A 21,620-nucleotide genomic window follows, 5' to 3' on the forward strand; every position below is an offset into this window, starting at 1 on the left:
CGGAACGCCTCAGCCGCCCCGGATCGCGTCAGATGGCCCGCCAGGGCGTGTTCCGCGCCCACGGACGGCGGTCGAGCCGCTACAGTAACGCCCGAGTCACGGTGAAGAGCCCGCTCCCGGGCCCGCGGAAGGTCGTTCCCGGGTCTGTTCGGCCTCCTTACGGGGGGTCGAGTTCGGGTCTTGGCGAGATGCCGTAATAATGCTCCCGTGGCGACAGCAACCGCGAAACCAAAATCAGCACCGACACCAGCGCATGGTGCGGCAAAGCGTCCTGACCTGGTGAGCGTTGGCACCATCGTGTGGTTGGCCAACGAGCTCATGTTCTTCGCTGCGCTGTTCGCGATGTACTTCACCATCCGATCGGTGACCAACGGGAACCCCGAGCTCGGGCCGTGGCCGGCGACGCACCTCAACGTGCCGTTGGCGACATCCATCACCGTTGTCCTGGTGGCTTCCAGCTTCACCGCGCAGGCCGGCGTCTGGGCCGCCGAGCGCGGGGACGTCAAGAAGCTCCGCCTGTGGTTCTTCATCTCGTTCTTCATGGGTCTGTTCTTCATCTGCGGACAGGCCTTCGAGTACTACCAGCTCATCGCGCACGAGGGCCTGACTCTGCAGTCGAGCGCCTACGGGTCGATGTTCTACCTGACCACGGGCTTCCACGGACTCCACGTCATCGGCGGTCTGGTGGCGTTCCTCATCATGCTGGGACGCACGTACGCCGCGAAGCGCTTCACCCACCAGCAGGCGACCAGCGCGATCGTCGTGTCCTACTACTGGCACTTCGTCGACGTCGTCTGGATCGCTTTGTTCTGCACCATCTACTTCCTTCAGTAACCCGAAACGGGGAAACCGTGAAATGGATTACCGCGCGGCGACGGCATCCCCTCGCGGGGTATGTCGTCGTCATCCTCGCGCTAGCCCTGTTCGGGGTGGGGTACGCCGCACTGGCGCCCACCGCCGACCAGGCCCAGGCGCGGACCCTCGCCGCTGACGTCTCGTCACAGGACGACGCCGACGTCGACGTCGCCGAGGGCCGGGACATCTACGACCAGACGTGCGCCACGTGCCACAACTACGACGGGTCCGGGACCACGAACGGTCCCGACCTGCGCGACGTCGGCCCCGCGGCGATCGACTTCCAGGTCAGCACCGGCCGCATGCCGTCGATGGACCCGAACGCCCAGATGCCGCGTCGGCACATGGTCATGTCCGAAGAGGAACTGGCGAACCTGATCGCGTACTACAACGCGGAGATCAGGAACGGCGACGCCGGGGCACCGATCCCCGCCGACGTTCCCGGCCACGCGCCCGACCGGGAGGAGTTCCCGACCCCGGTCCGCGCCGACTTCGAGGACGAGGAGTCCTACGAGGAGGCGGTCGAGGAGGCCGAGGCCGCGTACGAGGCCGCCATCGAGGAGTACGAGGCCGAGTTCGACGCCTACATCGCCGGTGCCGACAACACCGACATGGGCATGAAGCTCTACCTGACCAACTGCGCGCACTGCCACAGCTGGTCCGGTGGGGGCGGCGCCCTGACCGACGGCCGCTGGGCCCCCGAGATCCACGACGCGAGCCCGCGGCAGATCTACGAGGCCATGGTCAGCGGTCCCGGCGCGATGCCGATGTTCAGCGACACCGTGATCGAGCCGGACGAGAAGCAGGAACTGATCTCCTACGTCAAGACACTCCAGACCGAGCCGAACGCCGGCGGTCCCATCGACCTCCAGCGCATCGGCCAGGTCGCCGAGGGCTTCATCTCGTGGACCATCGGTCTGGCCCTGATCGTCGCCTGCGCGATCTGGATCACCGCTAAGCAGCGTGCACATGACTGACAAGACGAACAACGACAACAACGAGCCCGACGAGACGCCGGAGCGCGTCGTGGGCACACCCGCGGCCGAGGAGCACACGGTGGCCGAGGCCGAGGCCGAGCGCTCCCACGAGGGCCCCTACAAGGCGTCGGAGACCCACCAGCGCCCCGAGGAGCAGCAGCGCCGCGGCGAGAAGATCGCGTCGCTGTGGTTCATCCTCGCCTTCCTCGGCGGCATCGGCTTCCTGGTCTCCTACTTCGTGTACGGCCCCGAGGAGATCGCCGACCCGCGGATCAGCCAGTTCTCGAACGCCCTGCTGGGCGGGACGCTGACGCTGTCCCTGTTCGGCATCGGCGCGGGAATGACGGTGTGGGCGCGCAACGTGATGCCGCACTACGAGGTCTCCTCGCCCTACGACGAGCTGCCCTCGGACGAGAAGGAGAAGAGCTCCTTCAGCGCCTTCTTCATGCGCAGCGCCGACGAGAGCGGCTTCACCCGCCGTCCGCTGATGCGGCGCACGCTCATCGCGGCCATGCTGCCGCTGGGCATCGCGCCGATCATCCTGCTGCGCGACACGGGCCCCCTGCCCGGGGACAAGCTCAAGGTCACGCCGTGGGCCGACGGCCGCCGCATGATCGTCGAGGGCACGCACCGCGAGATCCGGCCCGAGGACCTGGCACAGGACCCGTACGGCATGATCTCCGCTCTCCCCCTCATGCACGAGGACGACTACGGGGAGAACGTCCACTACCCGCACGGGATCAGCCTCAACGACCAGGCCAAGTCGGTCATCCTGCTGATCAAGATGCCGACGGGCGAGGACGGCCAGGTCGAGTGGGGGGAGGGGATGACCGAGGAGCGCCGCAACTGGACGCACGAGGGCATCATCGCCTACTCCAAGATCTGCACCCACGTCGGTTGCCCCGCGGCCCTGTACGAGCGCACGACGCACCGCATCCTGTGCCCGTGCCACCAGTCCACGTTCGACGCCGCGAACGCCGCCGAGGTGGTCTTCGGGCCGGCGCACCGCCCACTGCCCCAGCTGCCGATCGGCGTCGACTCCGAGGGCTACCTCGTGTCGACGGGCGACTTCTCCGAAGCGCCCGGTCCGACGTTCTGGGACTACGCGAAGGACTAGTCGATGAGTAAGACCACGCAAGCACCCAAGGCGTTGCGCGGCGTCGGGAATTTCATCGACGACCGCTTCCACCTGGCCAAGATGGGCGAGAAGAACCTCCGCAAGGTCTTCCCGAACCACTGGTCCTTCATGCTGGGCGAGATCGCCCTGTATTCGTTCATCATCCTGCTCGTCACCGGCGTGTTCCTCACGCTGTGGTTCAAGCCGAGCATGGTCGAGGTCATCTACGACGGCTCCTACGAGCGCCTCCAGGGCGTTCCGATGAGTGAGGCCTACGCCTCCACGCTGTACATCGACTTCGAAGTGCGCGGAGGGTTCCTCGTACGGCAGATCCACCACTGGGCCGCGCTGATCTTCCTGGCGGCGCTCGTGGTGCACATGCTCCGGGTGTTCTTCACCGGGGCGTTCCGCAAGCCGCGTGAGATCAACTGGCTCATCGGCGTCGGTATCTTCAGCATCGCGATCGTCGAAGGCCTCTTCGGCTACTCGCTGCCGGACGACCTGCCCTCGGGCATGGGCGTGCGCATCCTGCAGGGCGTGATCCTGTCGCTGCCGCTGGTCGGCACCTACGTCTCGATGTTCCTGTTCGGCGGGGAGTTCCCCGGTGAGGACATCATCACGCGCCTGTACATGCTGCACATCCTGCTGCTCCCGGCGCTGCTGCTGGCCCTGATCGTGGCCCACTTCATGATCCTGTGGCACCAGAAGCACACGCAGTATCCAGGTCTGGGGCATACGAACAAGACCGTCGTGGGAACACCCATGTTCCCGGCGTTCGCGGTCAAGGCCGGAGGGTTCTTCTTCTTCACCTTCGCCGTCACCGCCGGTCTGAGCGCCTTCGTGCAGATCAACCCGATCCACCTGTTCGGGCCGTTCACCCCCACGTCCATCACCTCCGGCCTCCAGCCGGACTGGTACATGGGCTTCCTGGAGGGCTCGCTGCGCATCTTCCCGAACACGCTCGACTTCGACATCTTCGGATACGCGGTGCCCGTCGCCGTGCTCATCCCGGGACTCGGCGTCATGGGCCTGCTGTTCGGCGCGCTGGGCGCCTGGCCGTTCATCGAGCAGTGGATCACCGGAGACAAGCGGGCGCACAACGTGGCCGACCGGCCGCGCAACGTCCCCGTGCGCACCGGCCTGGGCGTCGCGGGCATCACCGCCTACGGCGTCCTCTGGCTGGCGGGGTCCAACGACATCCTGTCGGAGACCTTCTCCATCAACCTGTACCTCACCACGTACATCTTCCGTGTGCTGGTCATCCTGGGCCCGATCATCGCGTTCATCGTGACCAAGCGGATCTGCCTGGGCCTGCAGCGGCGCGACCGCGAGACCCTGGAGCACGGGTACGAGAGCGGCGTCATCCAGCAGCTGCCCAGCGGTGAGTTCATCGAGGTCCACCGGGAGAGCTCGGACGAGACCGTGGAGATCCTCTCCAGCAAGCCGACGATCACGTCGACGGCCCTGGACGAGACGGTCGACGACAAGGGTGTGGAGAGCCCCGAGTCCCGCAAGGGCATGGGCAAGCTCCGTCGGCGCCTGGCCCTCTGGTACACGAGGGACAACGTGTCCGTGGCGGACGTGGAGGCGCACTCCGGCCACCACCTGCACCACTCCCACTCCACCGAGGAGCAGGACAAGGAGCCCGCCCACTAGGGCGAGCGAACCACGCAGAGAGGGCCCGGCGAAAGCCGGGCCCTTTGTGTTTGGGTTTTCCTCGGGGGTGTGTTTTTTGGGGCTCTGTGCTGTGCTTGTCTGGGGCCTCCGCTCGTTCCTCGCTTTGGCCCGTGCTCGGGGCGCTGGAGGCCAGATGTTCTTCGTCGTCGACTTGCCTTGCTCGTTCCTCGCGGCGGCCCCGTCTCCTCCTGCAGAACACTGGCGCGTCTCCTCCTGCAGAACACTGGCGCGCCCCTCGCGACACCCCCTGTGGCCCCGCGGGCTGAACGGCCACCTTTCACCCCCTGAGGTGCACGCAGGCCCGCATGTGCACCACCAACCCCCTGTGGTCTCGGCGGGTTGAAGGGCTACCTCGAACCTCCGCGGGCTAACGCAGGCCCGCGTGTGCAGGTCCAACCCCCTGAGGCTGGGGCAGGCACGTGTGTGCACCACCAACCCCCTGTGGTCTCGGCGGGCTGGACGGAGACCTTTCGCTCCGCCGGGGTTCTGTGTGCCGAAAGCCCTCTGGGGTTCAGGTAGGCCTGTTCGGGGGGTGCGCCGCTGACACGCGGGTGGCGGTGTCGTTTTCGGTCCTGAACGCGCTGTGGCCCCGTAGGGCGTAGTGCCTACGGGGCCACAGCGGGTGAGAGTGGAGGGGACCGCTCACCGGGACCCCGTGGGGGGTGAAGGTGAACGGTTCCGCTCACCGGAGCCACAGGGGGGTTGGTCGGGCCAAAGCGAGGAACGAGCGGAGGCCCAAAGAAGGCACAGGGGTGAGGGGCGTGCCGGTGCCTGCAGGAGGAGTCTCTGCCGCCAGCGAGGAACGAGCCAGGCAGTAGCGACGACGAAGGACCCGGTGTGAAGCGCCCCCGAACCCTCGCCCCGAACCCTCGCCCCGAACCTCCCCTACCCGGCGTAGATGTCCTCGATCTCCTGGCTCCACTCCTTGTTCACCACGTGGCGCTTGACCTTGAGGGAGGCGGTCAGCTGGCCGCTCTCCTCGGTGAAGTCGCTGGGCAGGATGCGGAACTTCTTGATGCCCTCGGCCTTGGAGACGGCCATGTTGGCGTTGTCCACGGCCTCCTGGATGGTGGCGTTGAGGTCGGGGTCCTCGGTCAGGTCGGCGATGGTGCCGGACTTGCCCTTGGCCTCCTTCCACTGCTCGAAGGCATCGGGGTCGACCGTGACCAGGGCGGCGATGAACTTGCGGTTGTCGCCGACCACCATGCACTGGCTGACCAGCGCGTGGGCGCGGATGCGGTCCTCCAGCACGGCCGGGGCGACGTTCTTGCCGCCCGCGGTCACGATGATCTCCTTCTTGCGGCCCGTGATGCTGAGGAAGCCGTCGTCGTCCAGGGAGCCGAGGTCGCCGGTGCGGTAGAAGCCGTCCTCGGTGAAGGCCTCCTTGGTGGCCTTCTCGTTGTCCCAGTAGCCGACCATGATGTGGTCGCCCTTGACCAGGATCTCGCCGTCCTCGTCGATGCGGGCGGAGGTGCCCGGCAGCGGCTGGCCCACGGTGCCGATCTTGTTGAACTCGGGGCTGTTGACCGAGGTGGGGGCGGTGGTCTCGGTGAGGCCGTAGCCCTCGATGATCGTGAAGCCGATGCCGCGGAAGAAGTGGCCCAGGCGGGCGCCGAGCGCCGATCCGCCCGAGACCGCGTGGTCGGCGTTGCCGCCCAGGGCGGCCAGGAGCTTGCCGTAGACGAGCTTGGCGAACAGCGCGTGCTTGAGCTTGAGGCCCAGCGGGATCCGGCCGGTGTCCAGGGCCTTGCTGTAGGCGATGGCGGTGTCGGCCGCGGCCTTGAAGATCTTGCCCTTGCCCTCGGCCGTCGCCTTCTGCTCGGCCTTGGTGTAGACCTTCTCGAACACGCGGGGGACCGCGAGGAGGAACGTCGGGCGGAACTCCGAGAACTGCTCGATCAGCTCCGGGCCGGTGGAGGGGAAGTGGCCCAGGGTGGCCTTGCCCTCGATGACCATGACCTGGACGAAGCGGGCGAAGACGTGGGCCAGCGGGAGGAAGAGCAGGGTGGAGGGGTTCTCCTTGCCCTTGAGGATCTGCTGGGCCGGTCCTTCCAGGGCCTGGTGGGCGATGAAGAGGAAGTTGCGGTGGGTGAGCTTGCAGCCCTTGGGGCGGCCGGTGGTGCCCGAGGTGTAGATGAGGGTCGCGAGGTCGTCGACCTTGACCGCCGTGCGCCGCTTCTCCAGCGCGGCGTCGTCGATCTCGGCGCCGGTCTCGCGCAGCCGGGCGAGGTCCTCGCCCTCGATCGTCCATACCTGGCCCAGCTCGGGGGCGGAGGAACGGACGGACTCGACGCGCTCGGCGTGGTCGGCGGTCTCGACGAAGGCGGCACGGGCCCCGGAGTTGCCCAGGATCCACTCGACCTGCTCGGCCGAGGAGGTCTCGTAGACCGGGACGGTGACGGCGCCGACCGACCAGATGGCGTAGTCGAGGACCGTCCACTCGTAGCGGGTGCGCGACATCAGGGCGACCCGGTCACCGTGCTCGATACCCGCGTTGATGAGCGCCTTGGCGTACGCGGCGATGTCGCCGTGCAGCTCCGCGACGGTGATGTCGCGCCACTGGCCGGCTTCCTGCCGACGGGCGGCGACGGCGTCGGGCTCGCTTGCCGCGCGCGCGTAGAGCGTGTCGGTCAGCCGCGCGTCATCGGCGATCTCAACCTTGACGGGAGAGCTGTATTCGCGCACGTGATGCTCCTGGACGTGTACGGGGATCTTGAAAGGGGGGACGTGACGAGCGTAACAACACATGCTACTCGTGAGTAGGCCGTGTTGCCGTTCGGTATCCAACAGTGACCCGTGTCCGGCTCCGGATGCTGTGAACCCGCAGCTCGGGACGGTGTGGGAGCGGTGTCCCCGACCCCCTGGGATGGTTGTTCGTACGGGGGGTATGCCCGGTCCGGCGGCGATCGACGCCGTCAGGCCGTCCGGGAGTGCGCAGGTCAGAACTGTGGTCCCGGCTCCTTCTCGTACGCACGCGAGACTATCTCCTGTCGTGACCTTCGTGCACATCAGGTGGCTTCTGCGGCGTTTCGGGCGTTTTCCGGTCCCGACGGACGGAGTGGCCGGCCTTCGGAGGCCGCGGGCGGCACCCTGGTTCGCCCCTGATCCTGCCCTGAGAAACCGGCCCGGCGCCGCCCGCGCCGGTTAACGTGAGGCCTGAGGATGCCGACGAAGGAGGTCCGGAGATGACGGAGAACGACGGTCGCCCGCAGGAGCCGGGGCGGGGCGAGGCCCCCGACCTGATCGACGACGCCCTGAAGCTGGTCGACGGCCTGCAGCGCAAGCTGGTCACCGCGGGGGTGCGGCGCGGGGTCGGTGCCGTCACCTCCGCGCCGCGCAAGGGCGACGTGTGGGAGGAGGCCATCCGCCTGGAGACCAAGCCGGAGCGGCCCGCCGTGGAGGAGCTCTTCGACATCGTGCGCACGTCCGCGCCGGAGGTCGCCGGGCACCTCGGCCGAGCGGGGCTGGCCCTCGCGGGCGCCCTGGGGCGCACGTGGGACGTGGTCGAGCGCTCGCTGGAGCAGACCGGGTCGGACGCGAGCCGCCCGCAGGCGGACGACTCCGGGGCCGAGTCGGCGCAGGACCGGCGCGAGGAGGCGAAGCCGCAGGTCACCTCCGGGGACTAGGGCGCTTCGGACGGGTTCGGCTCCTGGGGTACCTCGGGCCGCCGAGGGCTGGTTTAATCGAGGGGTTTACACCATTTGAAAGACCTCTGTCATGAACCGCGCGGCTTATGTCAGAGTTCGTGCGTAAGTAGGAAGGAACTGCCCCCATGCTGACCATCGGCGTAGACATCGGCGGTACCAAGGTCGCAGCCGGGGTCGTGGACCAGGACGGGCAGATCCTGGACAAGGTCAAGTACCCCACCCCCTCCAACGACCCGGCGGGCCTGGCCGACGTGGTCGCCCGCGCCGTCGACGACCTGCGCTCGCGTCAGCCGGAGCGGGCGTGCCACGCGGTCGGCGTGGGCGTGGCCGGGTTCGTCGACGAGGACCGCGCCACGGTCCAGGTCGCGGTCAACCTCGGCCTGCGCGACGAACCCCTCAAGGAACGCGTCCAGGCCCGGGTCGGCCTGCCCGTGGTCATCGAGAACGACGCCAACGCCGCCGCGTGGGCCGAGGCGCGCTTCGGCGCCGGACGGGGCAGCGCCCACCTGGTCTGCGTCACCCTGGGCACCGGCATCGGCGGCGGCCTGGTCCTGGACGGCGCCCTCTTCCGCGGCCGGTTCGGCGTCGCGGCCGAGATCGGCCACTACCGGATGGTGCCGCACGGGCGCCGCTGCGCCTGCGGCAACCACGGGTGCTGGGAGCAGTACGCCAGCGGACGCGCCCTGGTGGCCGAGGGGCAGGACCTGGCGCGGACCGACCCCAGGGCCGGCGAGCGGATGCTCAAGCTCGCCGACGGCGACGTGGAGAAGGTGGAGGGGCACGTCATCACCCAGGCCGCGCTGGAGGGCGACAGCGCCGCCCTGGAGTGCTTCCGCATCGTCGGCGAGTGGGCCGGGCTCGGCCTGGCCGACCTGGCGGCCATCCTCGACCCGGAGTGCTTCGTGCTCGGCGGCGGGGTCTCCGACGCGGGATCGATCCTGCTGGACCCGGTCATGGCCTCCTTCGCCCGCCACGTCTCCGGCCGCCCCGGCCGCAGGCTGGCCGAGGTGCGGCTGGCCGAGCTCGGCGGCGAGGCCGGGATCGTCGGCGCGGGCGACCTCGCCCGGCACTGACGCCGCACGGCCCGGACACGGACGAGGGCGCGGCGCCGGTGCACCACCGGGGCCGCGCCCTCACACGTGTACGGAAGCCGCGTCACTCCCGCGGCGCGGCGTCGTCCTTCCCGCCGTCCGCGGCCCCGCGCTCGGCGCGCCTGGCCGCCTTGCGCGCGCGGCGCTCCTCCTTGCGCTTGGCCCGGTCGGAGCGGCGGCGGTCCTTGTCGCTGGCGTGCTGCTCGCGGCGGGCCTCCTTGGCCTCGGCCTCCAGCTCCGCCTTGACCGACTGCGCGTAGCGGTCCACGTACTCCTGGCCGGACAGCTCCATCAGCGCGTACATGATCTCGTCGGTGATGGCCCGCAGGACCCGCGGGTCCCGCTCCATGCCGTAGTAGCGCGAGAAGTCCAGCGGCTTTCCGAAGACCACCTTGGGGCGCACGCCCAGCTTCGGGACGGTGCGGCCGGGCGGCATGATCTTCTCCAGGTTGATCATCGCCATCGGCACCACCGGGGCCTTGGCCTCCAGGGCGAGCCGCGCCACGCCCGTGCGGCCGCGGTAGAGCTTGCCGTCGGGGGAGCGGGTGCCCTCCGGGTAGATGCCCAGCAGATCGCCGCGCTTGAGCACGCGCAGGCCCGTGCGCAGGGCCGCCTCGCTGGCCTTGCCGCCGGAGCGGTCGATCGGGATCTGCCCCACACCGGTGAAGAACGCCCGGCTGAAGAAGCCCTTGACACCGGTCCCGGTGAAGTACTCCGACTTGGCCAGGAACGTGATCTTGCGGGGGAGCGGCAGCGGACCGAAGAAGTGGTCCGAGAAGGACAGGTGGTTGCTCACCATGATGGCCGGACCGCGCCGCGGCACGTTCTCCACGCCCTCCGCGCGCGGTTGCCACAACACGGCCAGGATCGGGCCCAGGAACGCCTTGACCACCCAGTAGAACATCGTCCAGATCACCCCTGCACACGCGGGGAGTCCGCAGGCAGGGCCTGCCCGATTCTCTGTCCCGCTCGGCCGACAACGTCAGAACCGCCCCGGCCACCGACTGAGGGGGAGAGCGCGACTGACATGCGCCATCCTCCCACCGCGCGGGGCGAACTGCCAAAGTGCCCCCCGCCCCCTGGGGCCGCGGTGACCGGTGCCCCGCCTGAGGATACCGAGTCAAGGGGGGAACGTTAGTCTTCACTCCATGACAAACACTCCGTCGAACGGCTAGCCTCACGCCTGGGGCCGGGAACGCGATCCCGGAGTGTGCCCCGCCACCCACCGCCCGCCCGCACCATCCGCGCGACCGCGCGGCGCACGATCCCCTGGGAGCCACCGCGTGAACCCGACCGACGCAGCCCCGGTCCTCCCGGGTGCCGAGCCCTTCAGCCACGCCGGCTCCAGGACAGGCGTCCTGCTCTGCCACGGATTCACCGGGTCGCCCCACTCCATGCGCCCCTGGGGCGAGTACCTGGCCGCGGCCGGGCTGACCGTGGAGGTGCCGCTGCTGCCCGGCCACGGCACGGTGTGGCAGGACATGAACCTCACCGGGTCCGACGACTGGTACGCGCACGTGGAGCGGGCCCTGCTCGACCTGGCGCGGCGGTGCGACGAGGTCTACGTGATGGGCCTGTCCATGGGCGGCGCGCTCACGGTCCGGCTGGCCCAGCGGCACCCCGGCCTGGTGCGCGGCATCGTGCTCGTCAACCCCTCCCTGGTGGTGGAGGACTACAGGCTCCCCCTGATCGCCCCGTTCGGGCGCCTGGCGGCGCGACTGCTGCCCTCCACCGCGGGCGTGACCAGCGACGTCTCCAAGGACGACACGACCGAAGGCGGCTACGACCGGGTCCCGACCGCGGCCGCGGCGACACTCCCGAAGCTGTGGCGTGCGGTTCAGCAGGGCATGTCCGGTTTGCGGGCGCCTGTTCTGGCCTTCCGGAGCCCCCAGGACCATGTGGTGGGACCCGCGAGTCTGCGTATGCTCGCTCACAGGGCGGTCAACACGACGGTGGCCATCCACCTGCTGCACGACAGCTACCACGTGGCCACGCTCGACCACGACGCGCCCGCCATATTCGACGGGAGCCTCGCGTTCGTGCGAGAGCACTGTGAAAGCGGGGAAGGAGCCGACCGATGACACAACGTCGGGGCAACGGCCTGCTCGCCGATGCCTACGTGCCCCTGATCCTGCTCGCGCCCTCGCACGCGGACCTGATGCTGGACGCCCTGCGCCGCAGCGGGATCGCCGCGTACGCGGTGCCGCTGGAGGAGGACGTGCTGGACCCCGCCGGAGGACGGGCCGACGACCCGCCCACCGACCACCTCTACGTGGACGCCGATGAGCGCGGGGCCGCCGAACGCGTGCTGGGCGCCGAACTGCCGGGCCTGGGCGAGACGGCCCGCGTCGAATCCGGCCCCCCGGTGGGCGGCGACCTGCTGGACGGCCCTCCGGAGAACGTCGACCCCGACGCCGAGCCCGCCGAGCCCGCCGACGAGGACGCGGTGTGGCAGGACCTGGTCGCGCGGTTCTACGACGGGGACGACGGCGCCGAGCGCCGCCGGACGGGCTGGCCCGACGCGGAGAACCTGAGCGCCCCGGACGCGGACGAGCGCTCCGGACCCGGGCGCGTGGGCGGCGACATCCTGGCCGGCCCGGACGACGCCGACGACGAGGACGCGGCCGAGCTCGCCCGCCGGGTCGAGGCGGAGCTGGAGGGCCACTACGAGCCGCCGCCACCGCCGCCCCTGCTGCAGGGGAGCCGGGTGGGCATCGCGGCCTGGTTCGGACTGCTGAGCGGCCCCGTGGTGCTCTTCGGGTCGGCCTTCCTGGGGATCTCGCTGCCCAACTGGCTGATGTTCGCCGCGGTCGTGGCGTTCCTGGCCAGCTTCGTCGTGCTGGTCCTGCGCATGACCGACAGCCGGGCCCCCGGTGACAACGGGCCCGACGACGGGGCGGTGGTCTGAGCCCTGGGCTTCGACGTCCCCCTGTGGCGCGGGATCACGCTGTACCGCGCCGCCGCCCTCGTCTACGCGCTGGTCCTGCTCGTCCAGCACCACGAGCACCTGGCCCGGCCCTGGGCCGCCTGGTGCGTCCTGGCGGTCATGGCGGCCTGGACGGCGGTCACCGCCCACGCCTACGTCCGCCCCCCGTGGCGGACGTGGCGCCTGCTGACCGCGGACCTGGCGGTCTCCTTCGGCTGCCTGTTCGCGACGGCCCTGGCGGCCTCTCCCTACTACCTCACGCAGGCCCCGCCGCTGAGCGGCTACTGGTTCGCCGGGGCCTCCCTGTCGGCGAGCGTGATCTGGGGCCGGCGCGGCGCCGCCACCGTCGCCCTGCTCTACGGCTTCGCCGACCTCACCCTCAGAGTGGTCATGGGAGCGGCCATCACGGGGGCGACCGCGCGCGGCGTGGTGCTCCTGCTCCTGACGGGCCTGGCCGTGGGCTACATGGCCCGGGTGGCCGAGCGGGCCGAGGAGCGCTTCACCCAGGCGGTGGCGCTGGAGGCCCGCCTGTTCGAGCGCGAGCAGCTGGCCCGGGAGATCCACGACTCCGTCCTGCAGGTCCTGGCCCTGGTCCGGCGCCGCGGGGCCGAGGCCGGCGGCGAGGCGGCGGAGCTGGGCCGGATGGCCGGTGAGCAGGAGGTGCGCCTGCGCTCGCTCATCACCGACGGCCTGCCCGAACCGAAGGGCGGCCCGGTGGACCTGCGCGAACTGCTGCGCAGGCAGGAGTCGGTCACCGTCTCCGTCGCCACCCCCGCCACACCGGTGCTGCTGCCCGCCCGGTCGGCCGCGGAGCTCTCCGCCGCCGTCCAGGCCGCCCTGGACAACGTGGCCCGCCACTGCCCGGCGGGCACCCGTGCCTGGGTGCTGGTGGAGGAGGAGGACGACACCGTGACCGTCTCCGTCCGCGACGACGGCCCGGGCATCCCGCCCGACCGGCTGGACGCCGCCCGCCGCGAGGGGCGCCTGGGCGTGGCCCAGTCCATCCAGGGCCGCCTGCGGGACCTCGGCGGCACCGCCGAGTACGTGTCCCAGCCCGGCGAGGGCGCCGAGGTCGAACTACGCGTCCCCCGAGTCCCAGCGGGGTGAAGTACGCGGCGCCCCTCGTGGGCCGTCACCCCTGCCGCGAGGTTGCGTGCCATCGCCTGTGCCCCGATGGATCGAAGATGTACGCACAGCCCTACGGGACTCGAGGGGGCGAGAGGTCGGCCGTCCAGCCTGCCGGAACCACAGGGGGTCTATCCGGTCAAAGCAGGAAGGACCGCGCCGCAGGCGTCCGTTGAGGGTGGTGGCGGGCGACGGTGTGGGCACGAGCGGCGGCCCAGGGCGGGCGCGGTGAGGCCCCGTCTACTAGGCGCCCGAGGCGAAGCGCTGCTCCTGCCACGGGTCGGCCCGGTTGTGGTAGCCGCGTTCCTCCCAGAACCCCCGGCGGTCGGCCGTCATGTACTCGACGGCGCGCAGCCACTTGACGCTCTTCCAGCCGTACAGGTGCGGCACCACCAGGCGCAGCGGGAAGCCGTGCTCGGGGTCCAGCGGCCGGTGGTCGCGGCCCATGGCCAGCATCGTGCCCTCGGCCAGGAAGTCGTCCAGGCGCAGGTTCGCGCTGTAGCCGTACTCGCCCCACGCCATCACGTGTGTGACCTCGGGGGCGGGTGGGGCGATGTCGACCAGATCCTGGGGACGCACCCCGTACCAGGGCACGTCGGGGACGCTGAAGCGCATGACGCAGTGGAAGTCGCGGACCGTGTCCGCGCGCGGCAGCTCGGCGAACTCGTCCCAGGTCCAGCGGTAGGTGCCCAGGGTCTCGGTGGCCCCCATGACCCGGAAGTCCCACCGGTGCGGCCGGAACGTGGGCACGGGTCCGTAGTGCAGTGGCTTGTGCTCGTGGCGTATCACCTGGCCGGGCGGCAGGTCGGCCCGCCGCGTGTCCCCCCGGTCCCCGGTCCGGGCTCCCTCGTGCAATCCGTCCCCTCTCTCAGACGGCCGGTCCGCCCGTGCCGTCACTGCTTCTCGCGACCTGCCCCCCTCGCTGGGTGGGGGAAGGGAGGCTCTCGCCATCCTGCCAGGCGGCAACGAGAGCTAGGTCACTCCCCCCGGGTGTGCGGGTCCCCTCCGATCGTGCGCTATAGTCACAGCCATGCAGCGGAACTTTTGGCGCTTTTATGGCTACCGGCCCAACTCCCCGGTCGCCTGTCAAGCGCTGCGCTGATACAGGACGACTTCCAAGGAGCCCCGGGCCGGACGGCCCGGGGCTCCTTCGCGTTCCGGGCGCGGCCACAGGGTTCAGCCACCCGCCACTCCAACGAACAGGGACTACCCACATGGTCATCGTGATGGCACCGGACGCCACCCCCGACAACATCGACGATCTGGTCGAGCTGGTCAGCTCGGTCGGCGGCGAGGCCTACGTGACGCGCGGCGTGAGCCGTACGATCATCGGCCTGGTCGGGGACGTCGAGCGCTTCCAGGACCTCGGCCTGGCCGCCAAGCCCGGTGTCAGCGACGTGCTGCGCATCTCGGTCCCCTACAAGCTCGTCAGCCGCGAGAACCACGACAGCCGCACCGTGGTGAGCGTGCGCGGTGTCCCGATCGGCGGCGACAACATGACCGTGATCGCCGGTCCGTGCGCGGTCGAGACCCCCGACCAGACCCTGGAGGCCGCCCGGATGGCGCTGGCCGCCGGCGCGTCGCTGCTGCGGGGCGGCGCCTACAAGCCGCGGACCTCCCCCTACGCCTTCCAGGGCCTGGGGGAGCAGGGGCTGAAGATCCTCGCGGACGTGCGCGAGGAGACCGGGATGCCCATCGTGACGGAGGTCGTGGACGCCGCCGACGTCGAGCTGGTCGCCTCCTACGCCGACATGCTCCAGGTCGGCACGCGCAACATGCAGAACTTCGCCCTGCTGCAGGCGGTCGGCGACGCGGGCAAGCCCGTCCTGCTCAAGCGCGGCATGAGCGCCACGATCGAGGAGTGGTTGATGGCCGCCGAGTACATCGCCCAGCGCGGCAACCTCGACATCGTCCTGTGCGAGCGCGGCATCCGCACCTTCGAGAAGGCCACCCGCAACACCCTGGACATCAGCGCCGTCCCGGTGGCGCAGAACCTGTCCCACCTGCCGGTCATCGTGGACCCCTCGCACTCCGGGGGCAAGCGCGACCTCGTCCTGCCGCTGTCGCGGGCCGCCATCGCGGTGGGCGCCGACGGCATCATCGTGGACGTGCACCCCACGCCGGAGGAGGCGCTGTGCGACGGCCCCCAGGCCCTGCTGGAGTCCGACCTGGCGGAGCTGCGGGACCTGTCGGCGACCCTGGCCACCCTGAGCGGCCGTACCCTGACGCCCGCCCCGGGCCGGGAACTCGCCGGACTGTGAACGCGTGAGAGCGGGTGCTCCGCGGCCCCCCGGGCGCGCGGAGCACCCCCGTCTCAGACGCGGGCCGCGGCGGCGGGCGCCACCCGGGCGGGTGCCGCCTCGCCCAGGAAACTGGGCTTGTGCAGCTGGGCCGTGGTGACCAGGTGCTCGGCCAGTTCCTCGGCGTCCAACCGCTTCTCGATCTGGCGCAGGTCCGGGATCTTGGCGGCGGTCTCGACCTGGCGCGGCGTCAGCATCGTGCAGCAGTCCTCGTCGGGAAGCTCCGAGATGGCCAGGGTGCCGATCCGGCGGGCCTGGTCCATGATCTCGGTCTTGTCCATCCCGATGAGCGGCCGCAGGATCGGCAGGTCCACCGCGTCGTCCAGGGCGGTGAGGTTGGTCATCGTCTGGCTGGACACCTGGCCCAGGGCGTCCCCGGTGATCAGGCACTCCGCGCCCAGGTCGTCGGCGAGCGCCTCGGCGGTCTTGAGCATCAGCCGCCGCTGGGCGACGATCTGCAGCCGTTCGATGCCCGAGCTCTTCAGCTGCTGCTGGGCCTTGCCGAAGGGCACCACGAACAGCCGCGAGCCGACCTGGTAGCGGTCGATCTGGCGGACCAGGCTGTAGGCCTTGTAGATGGACTCCGGGCCGGTGAAGGGCATCCCGGAGAAGTGCAGGAAGTCCACCTTCAGGCCGCGCCGGATCATCCGGTGCGCCGCGACCGGCGAGTCGATGCCGCCCGACATCAGCACCAGGCCGCGCCCGCTCATCCCGGCGGGCAGGCCGCCCTGGCCGGGGATGCCGTCGGTGAACACGAACGCCTCGTCCTTGTCCACCTCGACGAACAGGGTGTTGTCGGGCCGCTTGAGGTTGACCGGGTACCCGTGCGCCTCGATGATCTTGGAGCCGAGGTAGCCGGCCAGCTCGGACGAGGTCATCTCGAAGCGCTTGTCCCGGCGGCGCGCCCGCACGGCGAACGTGCCGGTGCGGTCGGCCAGGGAGCGCACCGCGATGTCGGTGATGGCGTCCAGGTCCTTGGCCACCCGGCGCACCAGGTGCACCCACACGACGCCCATGACGTTGGCCATGCGGTCGGCGATCTCGGCGACCTCCACGTCGGAGGCGCCGGGCTTGCGGACGATGATCACGCCGGAACCGCGCTGGGAGAGCCGGACGTCGCCCAGGTCGCGCACCGACGCGCGGATGTTGTTGTGCAGCCGCCGCTCGAACAGCTTGCGGTTGGACCCCTTGAGGACGATCTCGCCGAGCTTCATGAGCACGCAGAGCTCGCCCAGCCCGGTGCCGGCTCCGACCTTGGCTGCGGGGAGCGGCGCGGACTCGAGCGACGCTGACATGGTGCTACCTCCGGTGGGTACGAGATGACTGCCGTCTCCAGTATCGAACATCCGCGCCACCGTTCCGAACGCTTTCCACAGCGGCGCCCCCGCACCAGCAGGACGCCGGTACGGGGGCGGTGGCCACAGGGGAGCAGGAGCCCCGAGGGGCCGCTAGCCGAAGAAGACCTCGGCCTCCTCGTAGCGCTCGGCCGGGACGGTCTTGAGGGTGTCGGTGGCCTCGGCCAGGTCCACCCGCACGATGTCGGTGCCCTGCAGGCCGACCATCTTGCCGAACGAGCCGTCGTGCACGGCGTCGATCGCGTGGACGCCCAGGCGGGTGGCGAGCACCCGGTCGAACGCGGAGGGGGTACCGCCGCGCTGCACGTGCCCGAGCACCACCGAGCGCGCCTCCTTGCCGGTGCGCTGCTCGATCTCGTCGGCCAGGCGCTGGCCGATGCCGCCCAGGCGGACGTGGCCGAAGGCGTCCGTCTCGCCGGTCGCCAGCTCCATCTGGCCCTCCATCGGGTGCGCGCCCTCGGCGACCACGATGATGGGGGCGTACTGGGTCTGGAAGCGGCTCTCGACGTGCTTGACGACCTGGTCGATGTCGAAGGGGCGCTCGGGGATGAGGATCACGTTGGCGCCGGCCGCCATGCCCGAGTGCAGCGCGATCCATCCGGCGTGGCGGCCCATGACCTCGACCACGAGCGCGCGGTGGTGGGACTCGGCGGTGGTGTGCAGCCGGTCGATGGCCTCCATCGCGATGTTCACGGCCGTGTCGAAGCCGAACGTGTAGTCGGTCGCGTTGAGGTCGTTGTCGATGGTCTTGGGCACGCCCACGACGTTCACACCGCGGTCGTGGAGCTGGCGCGCCACACCCAGGGTGTCCTCGCCGCCGATGGCCACCAGGGCGTCCACGCCCAGTCCGGCCATGTTGTCCTTGACCCGCTCGACACCGCCCTCGATCTTCATCAGGTTGGTGCGCGAGGAACCCAGGATGGTGCCGCCGCGCGGCAGGATCCCGCGCACCGCCGTGACGTCCAGCGGCATGGTGTCGCCTTCCAGGGGGCCGCGCCAGCCGTCCCGGAAGCCCACGAACTCGTAGCCGTAGTCCTTGATCCCCTTACGGACGACGGCGCGGATGACCGCGTTCAGACCAGGGCAGTCTCCACCGCCGGTCAACACCCCGACTCGCATGCGACAACTCCTCGACGTAGTGTGATTGAGCGCATCGCGCCATATGGTCTAGACCATAGTGGGCCCAGGGAGTCCAGGCCAACCCGTGGGCGGGTGTGGATCACGCGGGCGGGCGAGGCCAGGGAGTGTTCTTCCGCGGGCTTCCGGGTGAGCGAGCGGTCGTCAGGCCATCCCTCGCAGGACGATGTGCGAAGTTCAGCCTGGTTGTGCTGCACGAGCGCAGAGGCGCGGCGAGAGGCGGCCTGGCGGCCGCGAGCCCGGAATGCCGCAAAGAATCACGACCTAGTCGTCGAGCCCCTGGTCGATGGCGTAGCGGACGAGCTCCACCCGGTTGTGCAGGTGGAGCTTGGTGAGGGTGTTCTGCACGTGGTTCTGCACCGTGCGGTGCGCGATCGACAGCCGCGCCGCGATCTGCTTGTAGGCCAGCCCCTTGGCGACCAGGCGCAGCACCTCGGTCTCACGCGGGGTGAGCGCGGGAGCGGGGCCGTCCGGTTCCCGGGGCTCCTTCGCCGAGGCCAGCCTGCGGTACTCGCCCAGGACGAGACCGGCCAGCCCCGGGGTGTAGACCGCCTCCCCGGCGTGCACGCGGCGCACCGCGTCGAGCAGTTCCTCGCGCGCGGCCGACTTCACCAGGTACCCGGTGGCTCCGGCCTTGACCGCGGCCAGGACGTCGTCGCCCTCGCCGCTGGCCGACAGCACGAGCACGCGCGGCGGGTCGGCCAGGGCCACCAGCCCCGCCGTCAGCTCCACGCCGGACATGTCCGGCAGGTTCAGATCGACCACGGCCAGCGTGGGGCGCGCGGCCGGCGCGATGCGCAGGGCCTTGGCGCCGTCGCCCGCCGTCCCGACCACGTCCACCCCGGCCTCGCCGAGGTCGCGCGCGACCGCGTCGCGCCACATCGGGTGGTCGTCCACCACCAGTACCCGGATCGCGTCCATGCCCATGCGGCCGAGCCTATCGGCACCGCACGGGCGCCGCGGGGGCCGGGGTCAGTCGTCGTCGTCCCTGTCGCGGTCGTCGCCGCCCCCGTCGCCCAGGTCGATGCCGACCGGGGTCGCGGTGATGGTGATCTCGGTGCCCTCCGGCGCCTTCCCGGTGTGCGACTGCGACACCACGACGTTGCCGCCGAACAGGCGCTCGACCTTCACCTCGAACCCGGCGTCCTCCAGCTCCTCGCGGGCCTCGCCCACGCGCATGTCGGTCACGTCGGGGATGTCGATGCCCGGCGGGCCGGTGGAGACCGTGAGCTCGACCGCGGCCCCGGCACCGACCGTGCTGCCGTTGTCGGGGCTCTGCGTGATCACCACGCCCTCGTCGACGTCCTCGCTCTCCTCCTCGGTGACCGACACGGTCAGTCCGAGCTCCTCCAGGGCCTGGCGGGCCTCCTCCAGCTCCTGCCCGGTGACCGCGGGCACCTCGATGCCGCGGCTGATCGTGAGGGTGACGCCCTCCTCGCGGTCGGCCTCGGCACCGGCCTCCGGAACGGTGGAGATCACCTCGCCGGGCTCCACGCCCTCGGCGTCGACGGGCTCCTCGACGAGGGTCTCGGGGTCGAACCCGAGGTCCTCCAGGTCCGCGAGGGCGTTGGCGATGTTCTCGCCCTCCAGGTCGGGCATCTCGACCGACCGCGGGCCCATGGACAGGAACACGCTCACGTCGTCGCCGGGCGAGAGCCGCTCACCGGCGCCGGGCTCGGTACGGGCGACCGTGCCCGGCTCCTCGTCGCTGTAGACGGGCTCCTCGACCAGGTCGTAGACGAGCCCGGCGGTGCGGATGTCCTCGCGGGCGACTTCGGGCGCGGCCCCGACCACCTCCGGTACGGCCTCGAACCGGCCGAAGAGGAACCACCACCCGCCGGCGAGCAGCACGATCGCCAGTGCGGCCGCGCCGATCCCCAGCAGGAGGCCGCGGCGGCCGCGCGGCGCGTCGTCGTCGGGGTAGTCGTCGTCCGCGTAGCGGTCGTCGTCGAGGGCGGCGCCGCCCATCTCCACGATCATCGTGGCGTTCTCGGTCCCGGGCCCGGCCCCGCCCGCGATCAGCTGCGGAGCGGTGACGGCGGCGGTCGGCGCGGCTCCGGCGGCCACGGGCGGCAGCGGTCCGGCGGGCGCCCCGGTGTCCTCAGGCAGCCGCCCCAGGACCTCCAGGACCTTGGCGAGGTACTGTCCCGCGTTGCTCGGACGGTACCGGGGGTCGCGCTCGGTGGCCTTGGTCACCAGGGCGTCGACCTCGGGGGGCAGGCCGGGCAGGAAGTGCGACGGGCGCGGGACGTCCTCGGTGACGTGCTGGTAGGCGATCGCGATCGGCGTCTCGCCGGTGTGCGGCTGGCTGCCCGTGAGCAGCTCGTAGAACATGATGCCGGACGCGTACACGTCGCTGCGCGCGTCGGCGGTGCCCTTCTCGATCTGCTCGGGCGCCAGGTAGGCGGCGGTGCCCATGAGCGTCCCGGTCCGGGTCAGGCCCTGGTTGGACTGTTCCACGGCGCGGGCCAGACCGAAGTCGGCGACCTTGACCCGGCCGTCCGCGGTGATGAGCACGTTCTCCGGCTTGACGTCGCGGTGCACCATCCCCGCCTGGTGGGCGGCCCCCAGAGCGGCCAGCACCGGCGCCATCGTGTTCAGGGCGTCCCGCGGCGTGAGGCGGCCGCGCTCCTTGAGCATGTCGCGCAGTGTGCGGCCGGGCACGTACTCCATGGCCAGGAACACGTGGCCCTGGTCCTCACCCTGGTCGAAGACCTGGACGACGTTGGGGTGCGAGAGCTTGGCGACCGAGTGGGCCTCGTTGATGAAGCGCTGGACGAAGGTCGGGTCCTGCGCCAGGGACGCGTGCATGACCTTGAGCGCGAGCCGTCGGTCCAGGCGAAGGTCATGGGCGACGTAGACGGTCGCCATCCCGCCACCGGCGATCCGGGACTCGACGAAGTAGCGTCGGTCCAGAGTCGAGCCTACGAGCGGGTCGGAAGTCGTCATGTCCACGGCGGAGTGCTGTCCTTGCTGCGGGGAGCGCGGGCGTGTCGCGGCCGGTGGCGCGTAACCCGACACAGGGTGTCGAACCGACACGATAGCGGAAGCCCGCGCCGGATCTGCCCCGCGCTCTGCGGTCGTGGCGCCCCGCGTCCGCTGCAGGGGAGGCGGTGGCGCCGTTCTCTTCGTCGTCCGCGCCGTGCCCGGAGGGGCAGGGCGCATCCCACCACGGTAGGGGACGGGGGCAAGCACCCGGGGGAGGATGGTTCGGGGTGGAGGTTCGGGGCGAGGGTTCGGGGCGAGGGTTCGGGGCGCTTCACGCCGGTAGGGTTCGGGGCGCATCACGCCGGGTCCTTCGTCGTCGCTACTGCCTGGCTCGTTCCTCGCTGGCGGCAGAGACTCCTCCTGCAGGCACCGGCGCGCCCCTCACCCCCTGCTTGCCTTGGGCCGCCGCTCGTTCCTCGCTTTGG

17 protein-coding genes are annotated in these 21,620 nt (G+C 70.7%); 10 read left to right on the top strand and 7 right to left on the bottom strand.

The window, feature by feature from the left end; translation table 11 throughout:
* Nucleotides 1–279 precede the first annotated feature (279 nt).
* The 4 genes from ADL05_RS02830 to ADL05_RS02845 all read left to right on the top strand — a co-directional run bounded on the left by ADL05_RS02830 (nt 280) and on the right by ADL05_RS02845 (nt 4,605).
* A complete protein-coding gene (locus tag ADL05_RS02830; protein ID WP_082376063.1) occupies nt 280–834 on the top strand; it encodes a heme-copper oxidase subunit III in 555 nt (184 codons plus the stop codon).
* Between the two features lie 95 nt (nt 835–929).
* Complete coding sequence (locus ADL05_RS02835; RefSeq protein ID WP_231640579.1) at nt 930–1,832, top strand: cytochrome c; 903 nt, start codon at nt 930–932, stop codon at nt 1,830–1,832.
* The gene (locus ADL05_RS02840) at nt 1,825–2,949 is read left to right on the top strand and encodes a ubiquinol-cytochrome c reductase iron-sulfur subunit (protein WP_053615274.1); all 1,125 of its coding nucleotides are present in this window, start codon (nt 1,825–1,827) and stop codon (nt 2,947–2,949) included. Before ADL05_RS02835 ends, ADL05_RS02840 begins: the two co-directional genes overlap by 8 nt.
* A 3-nt stretch (nt 2,950–2,952) precedes the next feature.
* Nucleotides 2,953–4,605 (top strand): cytochrome bc complex cytochrome b subunit, encoded by a 1,653-nt coding sequence (locus ADL05_RS02845; protein ID WP_053615275.1) that lies wholly within the window; start codon nt 2,953–2,955, stop codon nt 4,603–4,605.
* A 906-nt stretch (nt 4,606–5,511) separates the two neighbouring features.
* On the opposite strand, the gene ADL05_RS02850 is transcribed toward ADL05_RS02845, so the two are convergent.
* Nucleotides 5,512–7,311 carry a long-chain fatty acid--CoA ligase gene (locus ADL05_RS02850; protein ID WP_053615276.1) on the bottom strand — a complete coding sequence of 600 codons (1,800 nt, stop codon included), beginning with the start codon at nt 7,309–7,311 and terminating at the stop codon, nt 5,512–5,514.
* 500 nt (nt 7,312–7,811) lie between these two features.
* Between ADL05_RS02850 and ADL05_RS02855 the strand changes: the two genes are divergently transcribed.
* On the top strand, nt 7,812–8,252 hold the full coding sequence (locus ADL05_RS02855; protein WP_053615277.1) for a hypothetical protein: 441 nt from the start codon (nt 7,812–7,814) through the stop codon (nt 8,250–8,252).
* 146 nt (nt 8,253–8,398) lie between these two features.
* Entirely contained in the window at nt 8,399–9,346 is a 948-nt protein-coding gene (locus ADL05_RS02860; protein ID WP_053615278.1) for an ROK family glucokinase, read from the top strand.
* A gap of 82 nt (nt 9,347–9,428) precedes the next feature.
* On the opposite strand, the gene ADL05_RS02865 is transcribed toward ADL05_RS02860, so the two are convergent.
* Nucleotides 9,429–10,268, bottom strand: a complete 840-nt coding sequence (locus ADL05_RS02865) for a 1-acyl-sn-glycerol-3-phosphate acyltransferase (protein ID WP_053615314.1) — start codon at nt 10,266–10,268, stop codon at nt 9,429–9,431.
* A 379-nt stretch (nt 10,269–10,647) separates the two neighbouring features.
* Here ADL05_RS02865 and ADL05_RS02870 point away from each other — a divergent pair, with 379 nt between their 5' ends.
* From ADL05_RS02870 to macS, 3 genes are read left to right on the top strand one after another with little or no spacing between them, the layout of a single operon-like run.
* Nucleotides 10,648–11,445: a carboxylesterase gene (locus ADL05_RS02870; protein WP_053615279.1), complete on the top strand. Its 798-nt coding sequence runs from the start codon at nt 10,648–10,650 to the stop codon at nt 11,443–11,445.
* Entirely contained in the window at nt 11,442–12,272 is an 831-nt protein-coding gene (locus ADL05_RS02875; RefSeq protein ID WP_053615280.1) for a hypothetical protein, read from the top strand. The genes ADL05_RS02870 and ADL05_RS02875 overlap by 4 nt, the downstream gene beginning before the upstream one ends.
* 39 nt (nt 12,273–12,311) lie before the next feature.
* Nucleotides 12,312–13,397, top strand: a complete 1,086-nt coding sequence (gene macS, locus ADL05_RS02880) for a MacS family sensor histidine kinase (protein WP_369800877.1) — start codon at nt 12,312–12,314, stop codon at nt 13,395–13,397.
* 261 nt (nt 13,398–13,658) lie between these two features.
* On the opposite strand, the gene ADL05_RS02885 is transcribed toward macS, so the two are convergent.
* Nucleotides 13,659–14,180: a molybdopterin-dependent oxidoreductase gene (locus ADL05_RS02885; RefSeq protein ID WP_053615315.1), complete on the bottom strand. Its 522-nt coding sequence runs from the start codon at nt 14,178–14,180 to the stop codon at nt 13,659–13,661.
* Nucleotides 14,181–14,629: 449 nt separating this feature from the next.
* Between ADL05_RS02885 and aroF the strand changes: the two genes are divergently transcribed.
* Nucleotides 14,630–15,676 carry a 3-deoxy-7-phosphoheptulonate synthase gene (gene aroF / locus ADL05_RS02890; RefSeq protein ID WP_053615282.1) on the top strand — a complete coding sequence of 349 codons (1,047 nt, stop codon included), beginning with the start codon at nt 14,630–14,632 and terminating at the stop codon, nt 15,674–15,676.
* Nucleotides 15,677–15,729: 53 nt separating this feature from the next.
* On the opposite strand, the gene thiI is transcribed toward aroF, so the two are convergent.
* The 4 genes from thiI to pknB form a co-directional block, all read right to left on the bottom strand.
* Nucleotides 15,730–17,010 (bottom strand): tRNA uracil 4-sulfurtransferase ThiI, encoded by a 1,281-nt coding sequence (thiI, locus tag ADL05_RS02895; protein WP_053615283.1) that lies wholly within the window; start codon nt 17,008–17,010, stop codon nt 15,730–15,732.
* A gap of 153 nt (nt 17,011–17,163) precedes the next feature.
* Nucleotides 17,164–18,189, bottom strand: a complete 1,026-nt coding sequence (locus tag ADL05_RS02900; protein WP_053615284.1) for a 6-phosphofructokinase — start codon at nt 18,187–18,189, stop codon at nt 17,164–17,166.
* 282 nt (nt 18,190–18,471) lie between these two features.
* Nucleotides 18,472–19,134 (bottom strand): response regulator transcription factor, encoded by a 663-nt coding sequence (locus ADL05_RS02905; protein WP_053615285.1) that lies wholly within the window; start codon nt 19,132–19,134, stop codon nt 18,472–18,474.
* Nucleotides 19,135–19,179: 45 nt separating this feature from the next.
* On the bottom strand, nt 19,180–21,162 hold the full coding sequence (pknB, locus tag ADL05_RS02910) for a Stk1 family PASTA domain-containing Ser/Thr kinase (RefSeq protein ID WP_053615286.1): 1,983 nt from the start codon (nt 21,160–21,162) through the stop codon (nt 19,180–19,182).
* Nucleotides 21,163–21,620 lie beyond the last annotated feature (458 nt).

The organism is Nocardiopsis sp. NRRL B-16309, from assembly GCF_001279585.1.
Lineage (GTDB): Bacteria > Actinomycetota > Actinomycetes > Streptosporangiales > Streptosporangiaceae > Nocardiopsis.